Source organism: Halobacillus litoralis, assembly GCF_020524085.2.
Taxonomy (GTDB): domain Bacteria; phylum Bacillota; class Bacilli; order Bacillales; family Halobacillaceae; genus Halobacillus; species Halobacillus litoralis_E.
The window spans coordinates 2,762,931-2,782,505 of the sequence record NZ_CP129016.1; the positions used below are offsets into that span (position 1 = coordinate 2,762,931).

Sequence of the window (19,575 nt, forward strand, 5' to 3'; positions counted from 1 at the left end):
ATATGAAAAAAAGCTACCAAGTGAAAGTAGAAGGTTTTGAAGGGCCTCTTGATCTTCTTTTACATCTGATCAATCGATACGAAATCGATATCTATAATATACCCGTTTCCCAAATTACCGACCAGTACATGAACTATATCCATACGATGCAGGAGCTGGAACTGGATCTTGCGAGTGAATATCTCGTAATGGCTGCTACTTTACTTGCCATGAAAAGTCAGATGCTTCTTCCTAATCAGAACATGGAGGATGACTTCGAGAATGGGGAGATGGAAGATGACCCTCGCGAAGATTTGATGCGGCGCTTGATTGAGTACCGAAAATATAAACAGGCGGCAGAGGAACTAAAAGAAAAAGAACTCGATGCCAACCGCATTTACACCCGACCTCCCTTGAATATGGAAGGATGGGAAGAAGAGATGCCGGAAGTACGCCCGGGAGAAGCTTCTGTTTATGATATGATTCAAGCGATGGGGAATCTTTTAAAGCGGGCCAAAACTGAAAAACCACAGGAAGCGAAAATCCGAAGAGATGAGATTCCTATCCAAATGAGGATGGAAGAAATTCTTGGTAAAATTGATGTACAAGCAGGTGGCACTCCTTTTCATCAGTTATTTGAAAAACGAACACGACCGCATATTGTCGTTACTTTCATCGCTTTACTTGAGCTAATGAAGAGTAATGATATCGTGTGTGTACAACAACAACATTTTGATGAACTAATCGTATATAAGATGGAGGATGCACCATGGAGTTAGAAGACTACAAAGCCATAACCGAAGGTCTGCTGTTTGCCGCCGGAGAAGAAGGGATCACAAAAAAGAAACTGACCAATCTATTAGAAATGGATGCGAAGGCGTTCAAATCATTGTTGGAAGAAATGATGAAAGACTATCAATCCAAGAACAGAGGTCTCACTATCATGGATTCACAAGGAACTTTGCATTTGACCACAAAGCCTGAGCATGCTTCGTATTATAAGCGTCTTTTAGATTCACCAGGATCGACAAGACTGTCCCAAGCGGCACTTGAAACTCTCGCAATCATTGCCTATCAACAACCGATTACAAGAATAGAAGTCGATGATTTGAGGGGTGTCAAAAGTGATCGTGCCATCCAGACACTCGTCAATCGCAGTTTGATTGAAGAAAAAGGCCGGAAGGATGCTATTGGACGCCCGATCCTATATGGTACGACCAAAGACTTTCTGATCTATTTTGGATTGACATCCATTGAAGAGCTCCCACCTCTTTCTGAACTCAAACAGGGCGATGGTGATGAAGAAGGAGAAGCCGACCTGTTCTTCGAAAAATTCAGCGAAGACCCCTTCGCCGACGAATAAAAAGCTGTTCCCCACCAGGAACAGCTTTTTTCTATATAAGCTCCCGATTGTGGAGAAATCGATTCCAAGAAAATTCGGGATTCGTTTATCATATTAAGAGTCGGGGGTGGTTGGGAAACCACTCGCTTTCCTGTGGGGGGAGCGCCGAGCTTCCTCAGGCTATCGCCTTGCGGGATCTCGCCTATCTCCTTCTCCCACGGGAGTCTCGCAGCTTCCCAACCACCCCATTCAATATAGGAGAGAAACGAATCCTATAGCTAGAATGAGTGGCTTACACTCTTCCTTACTAAGTAAGCATAAAACGTTCTGTATCAAACATTTACGTTCGGAGTGACAGCTGTGGAGAGGTCTATACTCTCCACCTTCTTCAATCATAAGAGCTAATTTTTCCAGAAATGGTTCCGAGAATTTTCCATGGCAAAGGGGCGGAGGGGAATGGGGAGACTCCTGCGGGAAAAGAGTGCTTGGTGAGACCCCGCAAGGCGTCAGCCTGAGGAGGCTCACCGCGCTCCCGCGGAAAGCGAGTCATTCCCCTCCGCCCCCATCCACTCAATAAACATCTCGAACCTGATTCTTCAACAATCCTGCCGTGTTTGGATTTTTCTATTACTCATAAGCTTGTACGCTTTCGCATAAGTTGAAGCAAATGATGTGAATAGGAGGAAGTCCTCTTGAGAAGGTTCTTTTATATGATTATGGCACTGACTATACTATTCCCAATCTTTATGGTGGATCGGGCTCAGGCGCAGCCTAATATCTCGGTATCTGCAGAACGGGCGGTTCTGATGGATGCAGAATCGGGCAGGGTCCTGTATGAAAAGAATGCCTATGATCCTACACTGATTGCCAGCACCACAAAGATCATGACCGCTATCATAGCGATTGAATCAGGAATGATGGAAGAAAAAGTGAAAGTAAGTAAAAGGGCCGTTTATACAGAAGGGTCCTCCATCTATTTGACAGAGAAAGAAAAAATCCCTCTGAAGGATTTGGTATATGGGTTGATGCTGAGGTCTGGAAATGATTCCGCTGTAGCCATTGCCGAACATGTAGGGGGGGAGTGTCGAAGGCTTTGTGCAGCTGATGAATGAAAAAGCGGCTTGTTGGCTTGGAATGAATAACAGCCATTTTGAAAATCCGCATGGCCTGGATGGAGAGACTCATTATTCAAGCGCGTATGATTTGGGTCTTCTTATGGCCTATTCCATGAAAAATGATACGTTCCGGGAAGTGACAGGCAGTGAAATGTATCGTTCTGAAAATCGTGAATACTCCTGGAAGAATAAAAATAAAATGCTCACTCAATATTACGAGCCAACGAACGGTGGGAAAACCGGATTCACAAAAGCCGCTGGGCGGACGTTGGTGACGAGTGCCCAAAAGGATGGCATGGAGCTGATCGCTGTAACCTTGAATGCCCCGGATGATTGGAATGACCATACAAAGATGTTCGAGTGGGGGTTCGATAATTTTGAAACGGTGAAACTTCAAAGTGAAGGTACCGTTCAAGTGAACGGACAATCTCTATATATTCCGCGGGATATCTATTATCCTCTGACTTTATCTGAAAAAGAAGATTTGCAGGCTACATTTTATCGATATGATCAGCAAGGGGAGTCGAATTTAGCAGGTGTGACGTACTTCATGGTCGGAAAAACACCATTAGTTGAAGCGCCTGTGTGGAATGAGCGTCCTTCTCAATCCTTCTTTTCAGAAGTGAAGAACTTCCTGAACAGGATGATGGGGGTCGCGCCATGGTCAACTTGATTTGGGCGTTCCTTGCGGTTACGGGAATTATTTATGCAGCGTTCAATGGTACGATGGCGGAAGTGAACAAAGCGATTTTTTCAACATTGGATGAGGCGATTATGATTACTTTGAGCCTTGCAGGTGTGCTCATTTTTTGGCTGGGACTGATGAAAATCGCTGAAGAGGCGGGGCTGCTTGCCGGCCTGGCTAAAATCTTCCGTCCTTTTGTCAAACGCATCTTCCCTGAGATTCCAGAAAATCACCCGGCTCTCGGTTATATCCTGTCCAATATGACGGCCAACATGTTCGGTCTTGGAAATGCGGCCACACCGATGGGATTGAAAGCGATGAAGGAGTTGAAAGAGTTGTCAGGTTCGGATAAAGCGAGCAGATCTATGATTACACTGCTTGCCATCAATACCTCCTCCCTGACACTCATTCCGACCACCGTTATTGCGATTCGGATGAAGTATGATTCACAAGATCCGACTTCCATCGTAGGTGCGACCATTTTGGCAACCATTATTTCTACCATTGCCGCTTTATTGATCGACCGTTATTTTCATTATAAAAGGGAGAGGGCGATGCGCTTATGATCAGCATATGGCTTATCCCATCCATCATCCTGCTTGTGCTGGTCACAGCCACCATCAAGAAGGTGCCGTCTTACGAGGTATTCGTGGAAGGAAGTAAAGAGGGGATTCAAATTGCCATCAGTTTACTTCCTTTTTTATTGGGGATGATGGTGTCGATTGCTGTGTTCCAAGCCTCAGGTGCCATGGGTGCCATCGTGAAACTGTTCGAACCTCTCATGTCTTTGTTTGGAGCCCCGGCTGAAATCCTCCCTTTGGCCTTCATACGACCTATTTCAGGCACGGCCGCCCTCAGTATGACGACGGAGCTGATCCGTACGTTCGGTCCTGACTCATTCATAGGCCAGCTCGCCTCTGTAATGCAGGGAAGTACGGATACGACGCTGTATATTATCACTGTCTATTTTGGTGCGGTAGGTATCAAAAGAATGGGGGATGCTTTGAAAGTTGGACTCCTGGCCGATTTGGTTGGTATAATAGCATCAATTATCATTGTCATCATCCTATTTAGTTAATAGGATGATTTTTTGTTCAAAACTTTATAGAATGTGTATAATGTAGATGAACGGAAGAGCTGCGCTTTGTGAGCGTGGCTCCGTTTCATGAAAAAAAGTGATTTCAAAGAAAGTTGGTGACGGTCGTATGGCAGATATGGAACGACTACAAAAGGTGATCGCCCACGCAGGTGTCGCATCACGAAGAAAAGCAGAAAAGATGATTGTTGACGGCAAGGTTACGGTCAATGGAGAAGTAGTAACAGAATTAGGAACAAAGGTTGGTAAAAACGATGATATAGAAGTAGAAGGAGTACCGATTGATAAAGAAGCGCCTGTCTACTATTTGCTATATAAACCACGCGGGGTCATCTCGAGCGTCAGTGATGATAAGGGACGTAAAGTAGTCACAGACTTTTTACCTGAAGTTCAAGAGCGGATTTTCCCAATCGGCAGACTGGACTATGATACATCTGGATTGATTTTGTTAACGAACGACGGGGAGTTTGCGAATTTACTTATGCATCCGAGTCATGAAGTGGACAAAGTGTACATCGCAAAGACAAAAGGCATCCCTACCAAAGATCAGTTGAAGCAGTTGAAGAAAGGGATGACCGTAGACGGTGAATACTTGAAAGCCGTTCATGCGAAAGTCACTTCCACCGATTCGAAGAAGAATACGGCGATTGTGCAAATCGTTCTTCATGAAGGAAAGAACCGTCAAGTCCGCCGGATGTTTGAGGCCCTTGGATACCCTGTCGACAAATTGAAGCGTGAGCGTTACGGGACACTGGACTTACAAGGAATGAATGCCGGTGATTCTCGTCCTTTGAAACCGTTTGAAGTGAAACAGCTTCGTGCACTTGCCGAAAAAACTGTTGAATAACGTTCAAATTTACAGCCTTCAATCAATGTTATAATGGTTTGGGAGTGAGTCAAAATGAAGGAATCAACCATTAGAAAAAAAAGAAAGCGCCTTATTTTCAGAACAGCCATGCTTGCCGTCATGGTCGGACTTGTCGTGTTCGCTCTCGTCGCTAACGGCAAGGATGAACAGGCGGTGATCGCCAAAGGGGAGAAAGCCCCCGATTTTCAATTGAAAAAGTTCGGTACAGATGAGACGGTTCAATTGAGTGATTTGCGAGGAAAAGGCGTCATGGTCAATTTTTGGGCGACGTATTGTAAGCCATGTAAAGATGAAATGCCTTATATGGAAGAGTTGTATCCCGAGTATAAAGAGAAAGGTGTCGAAATTCTGGCTGTCAATTTGGATTCAACCGAACTTGTGGTGAAGAATTTTGTGAACGAATACAATCTGACCTTTCCAATTCTCCAGGACAAAAATGGAGAAGTGATGGATCTTTATAACATCGGTCCGATTCCTTCTACGCTGTTCATCAATCCTGAAGGTGAAATTGAAGAGCAAGTCATCGGCCCGCTGACGTTGGACAAACTCGAAGGCCACTTGCAAAAGATTGCACCGGGGGAATAGAGTCTACTTGACATTGTGAGGTTTTACTATGAAAGAGATTACCTGTGAATGTGGTCATGTGAATCCTGAAGGCACGGTTCTTTGTGAAGCTTGCGGAAAACCTGTCGAGCAGAACCAGCATATTGATGGGAATGAGGATAAAAAACTCCTCAACATGCGTTACGATGGAAGTGCCCGTCGCTCCCAAACGTATAATCGTACGATCGTTGATAAAATATGGAACTTCTTTTCTTCCGTGAAGGTCGGGGTCACCCTGATCTTTATCACCGTCGTGGCATCTGCGATCGGAACGATCTTCCCTCAATCCGTGTTTATTGGCGGGGCAGATCCTGCCACCCACTACAAGGATCAATACGGGATAGCCGGACAGATTTATTATCAACTCGGATTTCATGACCTTTTCAGCTCGTGGTGGTATATGCTTTTAATCGCCATGATTGGCATATCCATCGTCATTGCATCCATCGATCGTTTCTTCCCGCTTTATAAAACGTTGAAAAGGCAGAAGCCGAAGCGTCATGAACTCTTCATGAAAAAACAGCGGGTGTTCGGGGAGACGACATCGGATTCTATCGATTATGAAACATTCAAGACCAATTTGAAAAAGAGACGCTTCAAGGTTTATGAACAAGATGGGCATATACTGGCAGAGAAGAACCGCTTTGCAAGGTGGGGGCCTTATGTCAATCATATCGGTCTTATAATTTTCCTATTAGGCGCAATACTCCGGTTTATCCCTGCTTTTTATGTCGATGAACATGTATGGGTGAGAGAAGGGGAAACAACATTAATTCATGGTACGGAAGGCGAGTACTATATAAAAAATGAGTCCTTTACTCTAGAAACCTATGATAAAGACAACCCGGAAGATGCAAAATTTAAAGAAGCCATCGAAAATCAGGATGGAGCGATCCCGAAAACATTCCGTACAGACGCGGTTATTTATGAGCGGACGAATCAAGGAGTCGCCGGAGCTGATCCGGAGCTTGATACGATCAAAGAAGGTTCGGCAACGTTAAATAATCCATTGAAGTTTGATGACTTTGCGCTCTACCAGGCGAGTTATCAACTGGACGAGTTCAGTGAAATGTCTTTCAAAATCCATGATCAGGATGATGAAGATACCAACTATGGTGAGTTTACAGTCGATTTGACGGACCCCCAATCTACATATGAGCTGGACGGCGGGTTCCGAATAGAGGTCGTAAATTATTTTCCAGAGTATGAAATGCAGGATGGCCAGCCTGCCTCCGTATCCAAGTATCCGAAGAACCCAGCGTTCGTATTCAATTTGTACCCACCAGGTGAAGAAACGCCTGAAACTAGTTTCCTAGGTATAGGAGCGAATATCGGTGCTGGTGAGGATAACCAATATAAACTTGGACTTACAGGTTTCGATACGCGGGACGTCACAGGCTTGACCGTGAAAAAGGACCATACATTGGGGATTATTTCACTAGGAGGCGCGATCTTCATGATCGGCGTTATTCAGGGGATGTATTGGAACCATCGACGGATCTGGCTGCAGCCAAGATCAGACGGAGCATGGATTGCAGGACATACCAATAAAAACTGGTACGCTTTGAGAATGGAAATTGAAAAATCAATTGAAGGCACTCACATCGAGGCCCCTCAGGATCAGTATGAAATGAAATCATAGAGTCAGGAGGATGAAATTATGGGAGATTGGACAGCCATAAGCGGCAATCTGCTCTATGCTGCTTTTTTCATCTATTTAATAGCGACTTTCTTCTTTGCGGGCACGATCCGTGATAAAAAGAAAGGGAAGAGCCGCATAGCTGGAAACATTGGAATTACGCTTGCGATTATCGGTTTCCTCACTCAAGTCGGTTATTTTATTACAAGATGGATCGCAAGTGGTCACGCCCCCATCAGTAACTTGTTTGAGTACACGACGTTTTTTGGAATGATGCTTGTATTCGCATTCATTGTTCTCTACTTTATTTACAGAGTAGACCTCTTAGGATTATTTGCACTGCCGATTGCCTTATTGTTGATCGCATTCGCAAGTATGTTCCCGACAGAGATCTCACCTCTGGTACCATCTTTACAATCGCACTGGTTATACATCCATGTAACCACAGCTTCTCTGGGTCAAGGGATTTTATCCGTTAGTTTTGTGGCAGGTTTAATATTCCTGATCAGCCAGGTGGACCAGAGCAAACGTTCAAAACATACGGTATGGCTCGAGTTTGTCATCTATATTATTGCCGTAACTCTGGCTTTCATTATTGTTTCAACGTCGTTCAGTGCCATGAATTATGAAGCGACTTTTGATGCACCGATTGAAGGGCAGCAAGCAGAGATTACGTACAACATGCCAGCCATTACAGGACCTTATAATGGAGAATTGATAACTGAAGATGCTATGTCTCCATTGTTCCAGGCTCCAGAATGGATGCGCGGAGAAGATGCAGCTAAGAAATTCAACACCTTCCTGTGGTCCCTTCTTGGTGGAGTAGTCCTATACTGGGGAGCAAGACTGATTTTAAGAAAACGGATCGCTGCAGCTATCCAGCCACTCTTAAACAAGAAGGTAAATCCTGAACTGGTTGATGAAGTGAGCTACCGCGCCGTGGCTATCGGTTTCCCGGTCTTCACATTAGGAGCGCTTATCTTTGCCATGATATGGGCTCAACAAGCCTGGGATAGATTCTGGGGATGGGACCCGAAAGAAGTCTGGGCTCTGATTACTTTCTTCTTCTATGCGGCCTATCTTCATTTGCGCCTATCCAGAGGTTGGCAGGGAATGAAGTCCGCGTGGCTGGCAGTCGGTGGATTTGGAATCATCATGTTCAATTTGATTGCGGTCAATTTAATTATTTCAGGCTTACATTCTTATGCATAAAAACAAAAGGCAGGCGAGAAGTCTTTATACTCCGCCTGCCCTTTGTGTAAAGAATTAAATGTCATGTAACCATAGGAGCAATTATTCTATGATTTGGAGGTTTTTATATGGATCAAGAAGCCAAAGTGTTAGTAGTGGATGATGAAGAACGAATTCGACGTCTGATCCGCATGTACCTTGAAAGGGAAGCTTATATCATTGATGAAGCAGAAGACGGGGAAGAAGCGTTACAAAAAGCGCTTCAAAATGAATACGATGTGATTTTGCTTGACTTGATGCTTCATGGAAAAGACGGAATCGAAGTGTGTAAAGAGCTGCGTGAAAAGAAAGCCACTCCTGTGATCATGCTTACGGCAAAAGGGGAAGAGGCTAATCGTGTGCAAGGTTTTGAAGTTGGGACGGACGACTATATTGTTAAACCATTCAGTCCAAGAGAAGTTGTATTACGAGTGAAGGCTCTTTTACGAAGGAGTTCCTCCACGAAGTTCTTAGAAACGGAAACATCAGCCCGCAATGTGCTTGTTTTTCCTCATATGACGATTGATAATGACGCCCACCGTGTGACGGCTGATGGGAAGGAAGTGGCTCTGACTCCGAAAGAGTACGAACTTCTTCATTATATGGCGCAGTCTCCGGATAAAGTTTTTGACAGAGAACAATTGCTGAAAGAAGTCTGGCAGTATGAATTTTTTGGCGATCTTCGGACGGTGGATACGCATGTCAAACGTCTCCGCGAAAAATTAAGCAAAGTTTCTGCAGAAGCAGCAGGGATGATTGTTACCGTTTGGGGAATCGGCTATAAGTTTGAGGTATCTGGTGACTGATGTTCTGGCGTAGCGTAGTCGGGAAGTTATGGTTTACCATCTTACTATTGGTTTGCTTTGTCTTGTTTATTTTAACTGTTCTTCTCCTCGAGTTCTTTCAAAACTATCATGTTGTCGAAGCGGAGAGGCATTTGCTGCAAACGGCTGACCGAATTACAGATGTCGTGGATCGTTATGAACAAGAGGAAGACCTCTTACTTTCAACGACAGCCCTTGTCAAAGATCCGGCGAGTCGCGCGGTCATTGTCATGGAAAAGGATGAGCAGCTGGTCGCGGAAAGTGATTCCGATTCTCTTCCTGTGCTTGATTATGCGTGGTTTGAAAATGACGAAGAAACAGCAACTGTTTTGAGTGAAGGCGCAGATGTCAAAAAAGTTGCTGATCTAGGAAATGGAGAGACTGGAGTCATGGTTGTCGGCACCCCGCTTGATAACCGGGACGGGGCGGTCTTTGTCTACCAATCACTGGATACGATTGAAGAAACGTCGGAACAGACGACGAAAATCATATTCATGGGTGCTGGAATTGCCATTGTATTAACGACCATTTTCGCCTTTTTCCTCTCCACTCGAATCACAGCTCCTTTAATTAAAATGAGAGAAGGAGCACTCGAACTTGCTAAAGGCGAGTTTAACACGAAGATTCCTATCCGTACTCATGACGAAATCGGTGAATTGGCGATGGCCTTTAATCGGATGGGCCGGGAGTTGAAATTTCATATCAACGCTTTAAATCAGGAAAAAGAACAGCTCTCTGGGATTTTGAGGTCGATGGCAGATGGTGTCATTACGTTCAATCGGGAAGGGGATGTGCTCATTTCCAATCCTCCTGCCCAACAATATCTAGAAGCCTATGAGTTTGAAAAGAACGCTGCGTCTACCTCTGCTGATCAAACGGTGCTCCCAGAACCACTGAAGGAATTGTTTAACGATGTCATCACTGATGAGAATGAGTCCATGATCGAAATGACATTGCAGGGCAGGTCCTGGGTCATCATCATGACACCTTTGTATGACAAAGAAAAAGTACGTGGGGCTGTCGCAGTACTTCGGGATATGACAGAAGAAAGAAGGCTGAACAAGCTTCGTAAAGATTTCATCGCGAATGTATCCCATGAACTCCGAACTCCTATTTCCATGCTGCAGGGATATAGTGAAGCTATTGTAGATGACATTGCCGAGTCAAAAGAAGACAAAAATGAACTCGCGCAAATCATCCATGACGAATCATTGAGGATCGGCCGTCTTGTAAATGAGCTGTTGGATATCGCACGGATGGAAGCGGGACATATTCAGTTGAACGAAGAGTCGGTGGAAATGGAGCCTTTCTTGAACAAGATCATTCGTAAATTCAGTGGAATCGCCAAAGAAAAGGAAGTGGACCTTCACTTGAAGGTAGAAGGAAAGTTCGGGTTCCTCGACTTCGATCCTGACCGTATTGAGCAGGTGTTTACAAACTTGATTGATAATGCGATCCGACATTCCGATCCAGGTAGTGAAGTTCAGGTGATTCTTGAAAAAGAGGGGAATGAATGGATTGCAAGTGTCAAAGACTCCGGGTACGGGATTGCTGAGGAAGATCTTCCGTTTGTATTCGAGCGATTCTATAAAGCAGATAAATCGAGAAAACGCGAAAATAAAAATTATAAAAAAGGAACAGGTCTTGGGCTTGCCATTGCGAAAAACATTGTAGAAGCTCATGAAGGTACCATCAGTGTGCATAGCAAGTTGAAAGAAGGGACGACTTTCACTTTTAAGATCCCTTATTCAGATAAGGAAAAATAATGTTGCTATATTCGGAAAATTGTTGTAATCTTGTTTATGGAAACTTCATATGAAGAGGATTCAGGTGTCTGTAAAGACTTAATAGGGAATCTGGTGCAAAACCAGAGCTGTCCTCGCAACTGTAAGTGTAGACGAAAAGGAAATTCCACTGTGCCATCGGCATGGGAAGGATCCTGATTAGGATGACGCACAAGTCAGTAGACCTGCCTAATCCAATGTTTCAAAGCTTCGGGGATTGAGCATTTGAGACAACCGATCGGTATGACATGAAACGTAGATCTTATCCTTTCGTTTGTCTTAAGCTTACCCTTGTACAAGGGTAAGCTTTTTTTGATAGAAAAGAATTTTACGATGTCTACCATACATGTTACGTGGTTGTCTCTGCTTTTCTCTCCTCCTGGCCGTGAAGTAAAAAGAAAAGGGAGAGATGGTTATGAGAAAATGGAACACTGTTTTAACAGCCATGATTCTGGCTGTTGCTGTACTAGCAGGATGTGGTACACAAGAGGAAAAGGAAACATCGGCGACTCAAGAAGAACAGGTGCAGGAAGTTACGGTACAAGTACAGTTATCTAAAAACAATGGCGAAGAAATGATGGCTGAAGATGAAATTACGGTAGAAGAAGGAACCACCCTCATGGAAGTCATGGAAGATAACTATGAAGTAGAACAGTCTGAAGGGTTCATCAACAGCATTGAAGGGATTGCTGGGAATCAAGAAGAAAAAAAGGCTTGGATGTACACCATTAACGGTGATGAAGCCATGGTTGGAGCAAATGAATACGAAGTAGAGGATGGAGACGAAATCGTTTTTGATTATCAATCTTGGGAATGATGAATGATGAATACCTATAAGCTTACATTGATAGCCATGCTCGCATCCTTAGCCATAGCAGGAAGGATGGCTTTAGCCCATTTTCCGAACATCCAGCCGGTGACCGCCATTATCATTATTGCGGGCTTCTGGCTCGGGCCTAGTGCAGGAATTCTCATTGCTCTGCTCACTACTTTTGTATCCAATGTGTTGTTGGGGATGGGGATTTGGACGATCTGGCAGATTATCGCCTGGTCAATCATAGGAATTATTGCTGGACTGCTAGGGAAATATTGGTCTAAATTGCCGCATTGGGCGCTTTCCATCTATGGCTTTGTCAGTGGACTTTTCTTCGGCGTCATTCTTTCCTTGACCATGAGGGCAGCAGGGCAGCCATTTTGGGCGTATTATTTAGCCGGCCTCCCGATGGATATCAATCATGCGGTTTCTAATACTGTGTTCATATTGGCGCTATCTCCAATACTCGGAACACTTTTCCAACGCTACGAAAAAAGAAACGCCATATCAAAAGTCACTTAGCTACCCAAACCAAGGGTAGCTTTTTTGCTATCTTAATCCTCTCATTTATTAAAGTTAATGTTAGGATTGTAGAAGACTCGAATGTGAGATGTTTCGGGGTTCGTTTGCTGTATTGAGAGTCAGGGGTGATGGGAAGCAACTCGCTTTCCTGTGTGCGGGCTTCCGCGGGTGGGCTTCCGTACTTAGGGATCTCGCCTATCTCCTTTCTCCCACGGGAGTCTCACAGCTTCCCAACCACCCCTTTCAATGGAAGTGATGAACGAACCCCTTCTCTCAGATGGACTCTCTTTTCCACTCTCCCGCTTTAATAAGCATAAAGTGTTCTATATCAGGTTTTTAGAATTCAATTACACATAAGGTAGAAGCTTAACGCTAACACTTCCATAAAGCCGGAAAGCTGCTTATTCTATAAGTGCTTCCGAGAGACATATAAGGTAAAGGGGCGGAGGGAAACGGTGAGACTCCTATGGGACGTGTGGGACAGGTGAGACCCCACAGGACGTAGTCCGAGGAGGCTCACCGCCCGCCCCATCGAAAGCGAACTGTTTCCCGGAGCCCCTAGCCACTCATCAAACATCTCGAAACTTAGTCTTCAAGAATAGGGAGCTAAAGTTGAAGGTCGGGTAGAGGTATTCGGCAGGGGATTTTCTTTCGAAAACGCGGTTCCTTTTTCTTTTTTTGCATATTAAGATAGATAGTGTAACTTTTTTCATACATAAAGCGACTATTAAAGTGAACCAGGAGGTACCACCATTGCGAACGTTCTTTGATGAACTATACGAAAATTATCACCATGACCTGTTTCAGTTTCTTATCTATATGGTCAAGGACAGAAGTCTTGCTGAGGACTTGGTTCAGGATGTATATGTGAGGGTCATGAAATCATATGATTCATTCAATGGAAAAAGCTCAGAGAAAACATGGTTGTTTTCCATAGCCAGGCACGTAGCCATTGATTATTTCCGCAAACAAAAAAGAAAGAGAAACCGATTCATGGAGTTCTTTGATTGGAGTGAGAAAGGGGAGCAAATCAAAGACCAGAACAAAATGCCTGAAGAGATTGCCGTGCAGAATGATGAAATTCAACAAGTCTATCAAGCTCTTGATAAATGTACGGTTGATCAGCGAAGTGTGTTGATTTTCCGTTTCATTCAAGGGATGTCTATAAAAGAAACAGCAGAAATCTTAAGCTGGAGTGAGAGTAAAGTGAAGACGACTCAACATCGAGCCATGAAAGCTCTTAAGGAAATACTTGAAGACATGGAAGAAGGGAGGGGAGACCGTGAAGAAGCGTAACGACGAAGATATCAAAAAAGCATTAGGGAAGCTCCCTTCTATGGAAGACCGCCAATCGAAAGATATGCTTTACCAAAAGGTTTCTTCACGCGTTCATACACCAAAAAGGAGAGTAGCTCCATGGGTGTTTCCCGGGTTAGCTACGATCGCTGTTTTGCTGGTACTTGCTGTGTTCATTCCTGTCTTTTTTAGTAACAATGGAATGCTTACCGTAGAAGATTCTGCCGATCATGCGAATGAAAGTACAGAATCTTCCACAGCAAATCAGGAAACGGGTCCTTCCCTTGATGCACCTACTACAGAGGGGGAAGAGGAAAGCGCTGAAGTCCAGGAAGCCGAACCCTCCAGCGAAGAGAAAAGTCTCCCTCCAGAAGAAAATGAAGAGGAAGGATCACAAGCGAGTGAATCAAACCTTCAAGAAGAACAGGAATCGTCTGAGACCGAGCTTGAATCACTGGTCTTAAAAAGTGACGAAGGGAGTTTTATTACGCTTTCTTATCCAGGGAAAAATGCGGAAGTCATCCTTCCTACGCTCCAGAGTCAGCAGGAGTCCAGCGCATTCTCACCTGAGAAATACGGTTTAGCTGAGAGGGCTGTAAGTGAACTGGAATATGAGGTGGATGAAAAACAAGGTTCGGCTGTCGTTACGTTTCCTGATGATTTCACTGTCAGTGGTGCTGCGTGGGCAAGTGCGATCATAGAAAGCATCCGTTGGGACTTGGCTAACTTTCAACTGGAAGAAATCACGGTTCAAACAGAATCAGGGAACCCTGTCACTCTGGGAAGCTACGGAGAAATGTCTGAAGTTCCTGTTATTCAACAAGGAGAGTACATCTTTCAATTGTATCAATACGAAGATTCATCTGAACGTTTACTAGCTCCTATTTCTGTTGAGGATTCTCCAACGTTCCGTGATGCTCTTTCATTGATGAAAGAAAAAGGCAACGGTCTCTTTGTGACGCCGGCCGTGCCGGAACATGTTCAGTTCACTTCCACGACAGTAGATCAACAAACAGTGAATATCAACCTTCAACATGAATCATGGGCAAGTGAACAGCAGCTTTTGACTATGATTGAAGCTATCCTTGCAACAGCAGGACAGTTTGGTTTTGAAAAAGTCAAGTTCAACGGAATCAACGTACGTGAGTTTTCCACCTATGATCTTGAAGAGCCAATCGATGTTCCGGAAAGAATTAATCCTGTTGTGGAGTAATGACTTAGAACCCTCTGCGGTGATTGCAGAGGGTTCTTTATATTCATTAGGAAATGATAGGGCGGTTGCTGGCCATATAAGCGGCACGAGGGAGTCAACCGTTCTACTGAATTTCCACTTCTATGTTTCTTGTCTAACCGGACGCTCCCAGAGCCTTTGTTCTAGGATTGCCCCTCTTGCTCGTGTTAAAATAGAGAAACGTAGTAAAGGGGACGATAGGTAATGGATAAACAGGAAGTGCGCAAAAAGGTATCTGAAAAAATAAAGTTAATTCGTGTCGAGCATGGATATACGCAGGACAAGATGGCAGATATTCTCGGATTATCTAAAAAGACTCTTGTCCAAATTGAAAAACAAAGAACTTTGGCTGGCTGGACAACTGTTGTCGCCATATGTGCTCTTTTTCAAGAAAGCGATGTTTTGAAAGGCGTGTTAGGTGATGCTCCTGTAGAAATCGTAGAAACCATTGCCCATGAGCAAGTAGAGCCTCAAGGGAAGAAGACGCTTGGCGGGAAGGTATGGTGGCAGACGATTGCAGAAGGGGAAAACTACATCCTTCAGCAAAACCTGATTAGTCACCATTATAGAATCATTGATTCCGAAGATTATCGTCTGTTTTCTACCATTAATCGGACCGAGGCGGAAATCCGTTTTGAAGAACTAGTCAAATAAAAAAGCCCCTTTTCAAGGGGCTTTTGGTCACGAGGTACATTACTCTTCGTATTTCAAAGGGTCTCCGTGAAATGGAGCAGTAGAAATTTTTATAGAATCTGTAGGACACCCTTCCAACGCATCTTCCATGTCTTCTTCGTACAGTTCCGGAACTTCCTCTGTACCCTCGTTATCATCAAGGACGACATAAGCGATACCTTCATCATCGTAATCATATAAATCAGGGGCAGCAGCACCGCAGGCCCCGCAAGCAATGCAGGTCTCTTTATCTACGATGGTATATTTGGCCATAGAACGACCTCCTTCATGAGACTTTCTGTATGATCGAGGAATTGAATACATAAGTACAACGTTTATTGTAAATCGCACACGAGTGGTTTTCAACTAAACCATATTGAACACGTACGGGAAGGGGGGAGAAGATGTTTGGTCATTTGGTTTTAACATGTGTGGATCGATTCAGAGGGGAGCGTACAGTCTCGGGCATCTATCACTTACTGACAGGCAAGCGGTCATCGCAAACATTACAGGATGCCAAAGGATACGAGCTTGATATGCTTTTCGGTGTTTATCCATCACTAAAGCGCGAGACATTGGGAACACAGGTTCAAAAGCTGGTTCATGACGGGTGTATTCAAATCAATGAACAATCTTTCCCTTCTATAACTCCTGAAGGAATTCGGCAATTGTCTTCCTTTCCTGTTTATGAACTAGAATACTTTGAAGGTATGGTCTGGCATGATGTCATTCCTACTTTTATGAAGAGAGTCTATCTTCTGTTACAGACGGTGGCGAACACCAATGCTGGCATTCACCAATATGTACCCATCGTGGATGATTTCGCCACACAGAAATGGGTGCGTACGGTTTATCTTCAATTCCAGGATAAATTGCCGAAGATGGTAGAATCGATGTATGAAGAGATTCACCACCTACTAAAAAAACACCCCTCACAACAAGCTGATTTGTTCGCCCATCGCTTAACAGGGGGTGGAGTGATCGGCATGACGATCGATCAGCTCAAAAGGGAGTTCACGTTGAATGTAGAAGATGTCGAGCTCATGCTGCAACATACTCACTATTATTTGTTTCTTGAATCCAAAACGAAAAAGGATGACTACCCTGTCCTGCACCTTTGTACGAAAGGGCTCGATGCGACAAACTTGATTACAAGGTCTGCTAGAAAAACGTATCAATATATGAAGCAAGGCTTGAGCTTGCAGGAAATTATGAATGTAAGGAGATTGAAAAAAAGCACCATCCAAGACCACATCGTAGAATCCGCTTTAATCATCCCGGATTTTTCAATCACGTCTTTTTTGAGTGAGGAAGACGTACGAGAGATCAATAAAATGGGAAGTCAAATGAATACAAAAAAGCTAAAGCAAATCTATGAAGCGCTGGAAGGAAAATATGATTATTTTGAATTGCGCCTCGCATTAGCGAAAGGACAGCACGCAATAAAGGAAGGTATGACACAGGATGAGGTATGATCTAAATTCAGTACTGAAAGAAAATTTCGGCTTTAACGAATTTCGGGAGGGGCAGAGAGAAGTGATTACAGATGTTCTCGAGGGCAACGATGTATTAGGAATCTTACCTACCGGAACAGGGAAATCGCTATGCTATCAACTTCCTGCCAGGATCCTTGGTGGTACAACACTTGTCGTCTCCCCACTCATATCATTAATGGTGGATCAGGTGAAGCAATTGAAAGCATCTGGTTTTAAGGCAGTTACGGCTATGAACAGTTTCATGGATCAGCCTGAAAGAAGTGCTGTATTAAAAAACCTTCATAAATACTCTCTTGTTTATATATCACCTGAAATGTTGCAGAACGATTGGTTGCAGCAGCGATTGAATCGTATCGATGTCAATCTCTTTGTTATTGACGAAGCCCACTGCATTTCTCAGTGGGGACACGAGTTTAGAACAGATTATCTCAAGCTTCACCAGACCATCGAAGACCTTGGCCACCCAACCGTAATGGCTTTAAGTGCAACAGCTACCCCTGATGTGCAGCAGGACATCAGGGAAAAGTTGAGACTTCCTCACATGAAAAAAAAGAATCTATCCGATGGATAAACAAAACATTAGTTTTGCTGTTGAAGAATGCACGAGTCCTGAAGAAAAAACGGAACGGATTGTTCAATTGCTCAAAAAGAACCTGGCACCAACGATGATCTATTTTTCAAGCCGGCAGTGGGCGGAAAAGGTTAGTTTTGAACTAAGGGACCGTTTAAAGCAGAGAGTCGCTTTTTACCATGGTGGTATGGAGCAAACAGATCGAATGCTGGTGCAACAGCAATTCATGAATAATCAATTGGATGTCATTTGTTGCACGAGTGCTTTTGGAATGGGTGTAGACAAAAAAAGACATACGGATCGTCCTACACTTCCATTTGCCCCCTCAATTAGAATCCTTCATTCAAGAGGTCGGGAGGGCAGGACGGGACGGAGGAGCGGCTGTTAGCCTTCTGCTCTATACACGTCAGGACCATTTTCTACCTCAAAGGCTCATACAGAGTGAATTACCGGGAAGGAATGACCTTCAACAGGTATTTTCCTTTTTAACGAAAAATCAAGGAGAAGAAGTTCCTGAAGATGATGTGATGATCGAACGTTTTGAATTATCCGAATCACAATGGAACTTTATCAAGTTTCAATTAGAAGAAGAGGGCGCGTTGCATGGCGGGAGATTAATAGGCGTGACCCCTGAACTCATTCAAGAAATTCATCGCTTCTTAGAGGAGAGATGGCAGTATAAACACAACAAACTGAATGAAATGTTGAGGTGGATTCATGTATCCGATTGTCGCAGAGAAGCGTTGTATAAACCGTTTCAGGACATGATCCGAACGCCTACCGTCCCATGCTGCGACGAATGTGATTTCAACATAGATGAGCTATCTTTCCAAGAGGAGAGACAAACATATGATACATTCAGCTGGGAAGATCGCTTAAAGCTTATTTTTAAACAAGGAGTCGGTTTATGAAACGAAAGAGTCAATCAGAACTGATTATGGAAATGGACGACCGGGAAATCACATTACAATTGGTTCTAACTCAGTTGAGTATACTGATTCTTGCACTCATAGGAAGTGTATTCCTTTTTGACGCGTTTTGGGCCGATTGGAGCAGTCAATTTGATTTTCACGTGAACGAACTGTTGGTTTATGGGTTCCTCCCAGGACTTATGGTGCTTCTCATCGACCTTTTTCTCGTGTATCGTTTACCTCAAAGGATGTACGATGATGGCGGGATTAATGTCAAAGTGTTCAAAAATCGTTCCAGCTTAAGTATTATAGGGATTACTTTGTTGGTTGCGGTAAGTGAAGAAATGTTATTCCGCGGGGTCCTGCATGCTGAGTTTGGATATGTTATTGCAAGTGTCCTCTTTGCCGTTATGCATATCCGTTATTTAACAAAAATCGTGTTATTGGTTTCGGTTTTATTTGTCAGTTTTTTTATCGGTTATATGTATGAGGTGACCGGTAATTTACTTGTGACCATCCTGGCACATTTCCTTATTGATGTTGTATTAGCTTTTTGGATACGTTTCGGAAAATGGGGGGAAGTCGATGAGTGATCAGCATTCATCAGAAGATCAAGCAGAAAACTTGAGGGGATACACAAAGGAGCGAGGGTTTGAAAGGGAAGAGTTAGACATCCTGGATCTGCCTCCAAGAAAAGATGTACATGAAGGAAAGAAAGAAAAGACGAGATGGAAGGTGAATGCGATTTGGATGCGCTTCCTCTTTGTCATCCTTCTTATTTTGATCATTGTGATCCTATCCTATCCTTATTGGGACGTGTGGTTCGGACAAACCTTTCCTGAACCGGCCGTCATAGAAGAATCGCCCTACCATGAACAAATCACAGTAGAGCGATGA

Annotated in this window: 24 protein-coding genes and 1 riboswitch; of the genes, 23 read left to right on the forward strand and 1 reads right to left on the reverse strand. The window is 43.9% G+C overall.

Features of this window, described 5'->3' with window-relative positions; genetic code table 11:
* Window positions 1–2 precede the first annotated feature (2 nt).
* The 17 genes from LC065_RS14110 to LC065_RS14185 all read left to right on the forward strand — a co-directional run bounded on the left by LC065_RS14110 (window position 3) and on the right by LC065_RS14185 (window position 15,682).
* On the forward strand, window positions 3–758 hold the full coding sequence (locus LC065_RS14110) for a segregation/condensation protein A (protein ID WP_226589914.1): 756 nt from the start codon (window positions 3–5) through the stop codon (window positions 756–758).
* Complete coding sequence (scpB, locus tag LC065_RS14115) at window positions 749–1,342, forward strand: SMC-Scp complex subunit ScpB (protein WP_226589912.1); 594 nt, start codon at window positions 749–751, stop codon at window positions 1,340–1,342. Before LC065_RS14110 ends, scpB begins: the two co-directional genes overlap by 10 nt.
* A gap of 671 nt (window positions 1,343–2,013) precedes the next feature.
* Window positions 2,014–2,433 (forward strand): D-alanyl-D-alanine carboxypeptidase family protein, encoded by a 420-nt coding sequence (locus LC065_RS20535; RefSeq protein ID WP_371933338.1) that lies wholly within the window; start codon window positions 2,014–2,016, stop codon window positions 2,431–2,433.
* The gene (locus LC065_RS20540) at window positions 2,426–3,109 is read left to right on the forward strand and encodes a D-alanyl-D-alanine carboxypeptidase family protein (RefSeq protein WP_371933457.1); all 684 of its coding nucleotides are present in this window, start codon (window positions 2,426–2,428) and stop codon (window positions 3,107–3,109) included. Before LC065_RS20535 ends, LC065_RS20540 begins: the two co-directional genes overlap by 8 nt.
* Window positions 3,097–3,687 carry a nucleoside recognition domain-containing protein gene (locus LC065_RS14125; RefSeq protein ID WP_226589910.1) on the forward strand — a complete coding sequence of 197 codons (591 nt, stop codon included), beginning with the start codon at window positions 3,097–3,099 and terminating at the stop codon, window positions 3,685–3,687. The genes LC065_RS20540 and LC065_RS14125 overlap by 13 nt, the downstream gene beginning before the upstream one ends.
* The gene (locus LC065_RS14130; protein ID WP_226589908.1) at window positions 3,684–4,199 is read left to right on the forward strand and encodes a spore maturation protein; all 516 of its coding nucleotides are present in this window, start codon (window positions 3,684–3,686) and stop codon (window positions 4,197–4,199) included. The genes LC065_RS14125 and LC065_RS14130 overlap by 4 nt, the downstream gene beginning before the upstream one ends.
* 136 nt (window positions 4,200–4,335) lie before the next feature.
* Window positions 4,336–5,064: a pseudouridine synthase gene (locus LC065_RS14135; RefSeq protein ID WP_226591646.1), complete on the forward strand. Its 729-nt coding sequence runs from the start codon at window positions 4,336–4,338 to the stop codon at window positions 5,062–5,064.
* 54 nt (window positions 5,065–5,118) lie between these two features.
* A complete protein-coding gene (gene resA / locus LC065_RS14140; protein WP_226589906.1) occupies window positions 5,119–5,670 on the forward strand; it encodes a thiol-disulfide oxidoreductase ResA in 552 nt (183 codons plus the stop codon).
* Between the two features lie 28 nt (window positions 5,671–5,698).
* The gene (resB, locus tag LC065_RS14145; RefSeq protein ID WP_306163495.1) at window positions 5,699–7,330 is read left to right on the forward strand and encodes a cytochrome c biogenesis protein ResB; all 1,632 of its coding nucleotides are present in this window, start codon (window positions 5,699–5,701) and stop codon (window positions 7,328–7,330) included.
* An 18-nt stretch (window positions 7,331–7,348) separates the two neighbouring features.
* Entirely contained in the window at window positions 7,349–8,539 is a 1,191-nt protein-coding gene (gene ccsB / locus LC065_RS14150) for a c-type cytochrome biogenesis protein CcsB (protein ID WP_226589902.1), read from the forward strand.
* A 107-nt stretch (window positions 8,540–8,646) separates the two neighbouring features.
* Window positions 8,647–9,363 (forward strand): response regulator transcription factor, encoded by a 717-nt coding sequence (locus LC065_RS14155; protein WP_306163496.1) that lies wholly within the window; start codon window positions 8,647–8,649, stop codon window positions 9,361–9,363.
* Window positions 9,363–11,147, forward strand: a complete 1,785-nt coding sequence (locus tag LC065_RS14160; RefSeq protein WP_306163497.1) for an ATP-binding protein — start codon at window positions 9,363–9,365, stop codon at window positions 11,145–11,147. Before LC065_RS14155 ends, LC065_RS14160 begins: the two co-directional genes overlap by 1 nt.
* Window positions 11,148–11,192: 45 nt before the next feature.
* Window positions 11,193–11,371, forward strand: a riboswitch (cobalamin riboswitch).
* A 209-nt stretch (window positions 11,372–11,580) separates the two neighbouring features.
* On the forward strand, window positions 11,581–11,982 hold the full coding sequence (locus LC065_RS14165) for a DUF4430 domain-containing protein (protein WP_226589894.1): 402 nt from the start codon (window positions 11,581–11,583) through the stop codon (window positions 11,980–11,982).
* Between the two features lie 6 nt (window positions 11,983–11,988).
* A complete protein-coding gene (locus LC065_RS14170; RefSeq protein ID WP_226589890.1) occupies window positions 11,989–12,501 on the forward strand; it encodes an ECF transporter S component in 513 nt (170 codons plus the stop codon).
* A 753-nt stretch (window positions 12,502–13,254) separates the two neighbouring features.
* The gene (gene sigX / locus LC065_RS14175) at window positions 13,255–13,797 is read left to right on the forward strand and encodes an RNA polymerase sigma factor SigX (RefSeq protein WP_226589888.1); all 543 of its coding nucleotides are present in this window, start codon (window positions 13,255–13,257) and stop codon (window positions 13,795–13,797) included.
* Complete coding sequence (locus LC065_RS14180; protein WP_226589886.1) at window positions 13,784–15,010, forward strand: hypothetical protein; 1,227 nt, start codon at window positions 13,784–13,786, stop codon at window positions 15,008–15,010. The genes sigX and LC065_RS14180 overlap by 14 nt, the downstream gene beginning before the upstream one ends.
* A gap of 222 nt (window positions 15,011–15,232) precedes the next feature.
* Window positions 15,233–15,682, forward strand: coding sequence for a helix-turn-helix transcriptional regulator (locus LC065_RS14185; protein ID WP_226589884.1), 450 nt, complete (start codon window positions 15,233–15,235; stop codon window positions 15,680–15,682).
* A 39-nt stretch (window positions 15,683–15,721) separates the two neighbouring features.
* Here the strand turns inward: LC065_RS14185 and LC065_RS14190 are convergent, their stop codons facing one another.
* The gene (locus LC065_RS14190; RefSeq protein ID WP_115823726.1) at window positions 15,722–15,973 is read right to left on the reverse strand and encodes a ferredoxin; all 252 of its coding nucleotides are present in this window, start codon (window positions 15,971–15,973) and stop codon (window positions 15,722–15,724) included.
* Window positions 15,974–16,104: 131 nt separating this feature from the next.
* Here LC065_RS14190 and LC065_RS14195 point away from each other — a divergent pair, with 131 nt between their 5' ends.
* The 6 genes from LC065_RS14195 to LC065_RS14220 all read left to right on the forward strand — a co-directional run bounded on the left by LC065_RS14195 (window position 16,105) and on the right by LC065_RS14220 (window position 19,575).
* On the forward strand, window positions 16,105–17,175 hold the full coding sequence (locus LC065_RS14195; RefSeq protein ID WP_226589881.1) for a YpbB family protein: 1,071 nt from the start codon (window positions 16,105–16,107) through the stop codon (window positions 17,173–17,175).
* 61 nt (window positions 17,176–17,236) lie between these two features.
* Window positions 17,237–17,767 carry a DEAD/DEAH box helicase gene (locus tag LC065_RS14200; protein ID WP_306163498.1) on the forward strand — a complete coding sequence of 177 codons (531 nt, stop codon included), beginning with the start codon at window positions 17,237–17,239 and terminating at the stop codon, window positions 17,765–17,767.
* A complete protein-coding gene (locus tag LC065_RS14205) occupies window positions 17,760–18,155 on the forward strand; it encodes a helicase-related protein (protein WP_306163499.1) in 396 nt (131 codons plus the stop codon). Before LC065_RS14200 ends, LC065_RS14205 begins: the two co-directional genes overlap by 8 nt.
* Window positions 18,156–18,294: 139 nt before the next feature.
* A complete protein-coding gene (locus tag LC065_RS14210; RefSeq protein WP_306163500.1) occupies window positions 18,295–18,678 on the forward strand; it encodes a RecQ family zinc-binding domain-containing protein in 384 nt (127 codons plus the stop codon).
* Entirely contained in the window at window positions 18,675–19,271 is a 597-nt protein-coding gene (locus tag LC065_RS14215; RefSeq protein WP_226589877.1) for a CPBP family intramembrane glutamic endopeptidase, read from the forward strand. The genes LC065_RS14210 and LC065_RS14215 overlap by 4 nt, the downstream gene beginning before the upstream one ends.
* Window positions 19,264–19,575, forward strand: a complete 312-nt coding sequence (locus LC065_RS14220) for a hypothetical protein (protein ID WP_226589874.1) — start codon at window positions 19,264–19,266, stop codon at window positions 19,573–19,575. Before LC065_RS14215 ends, LC065_RS14220 begins: the two co-directional genes overlap by 8 nt.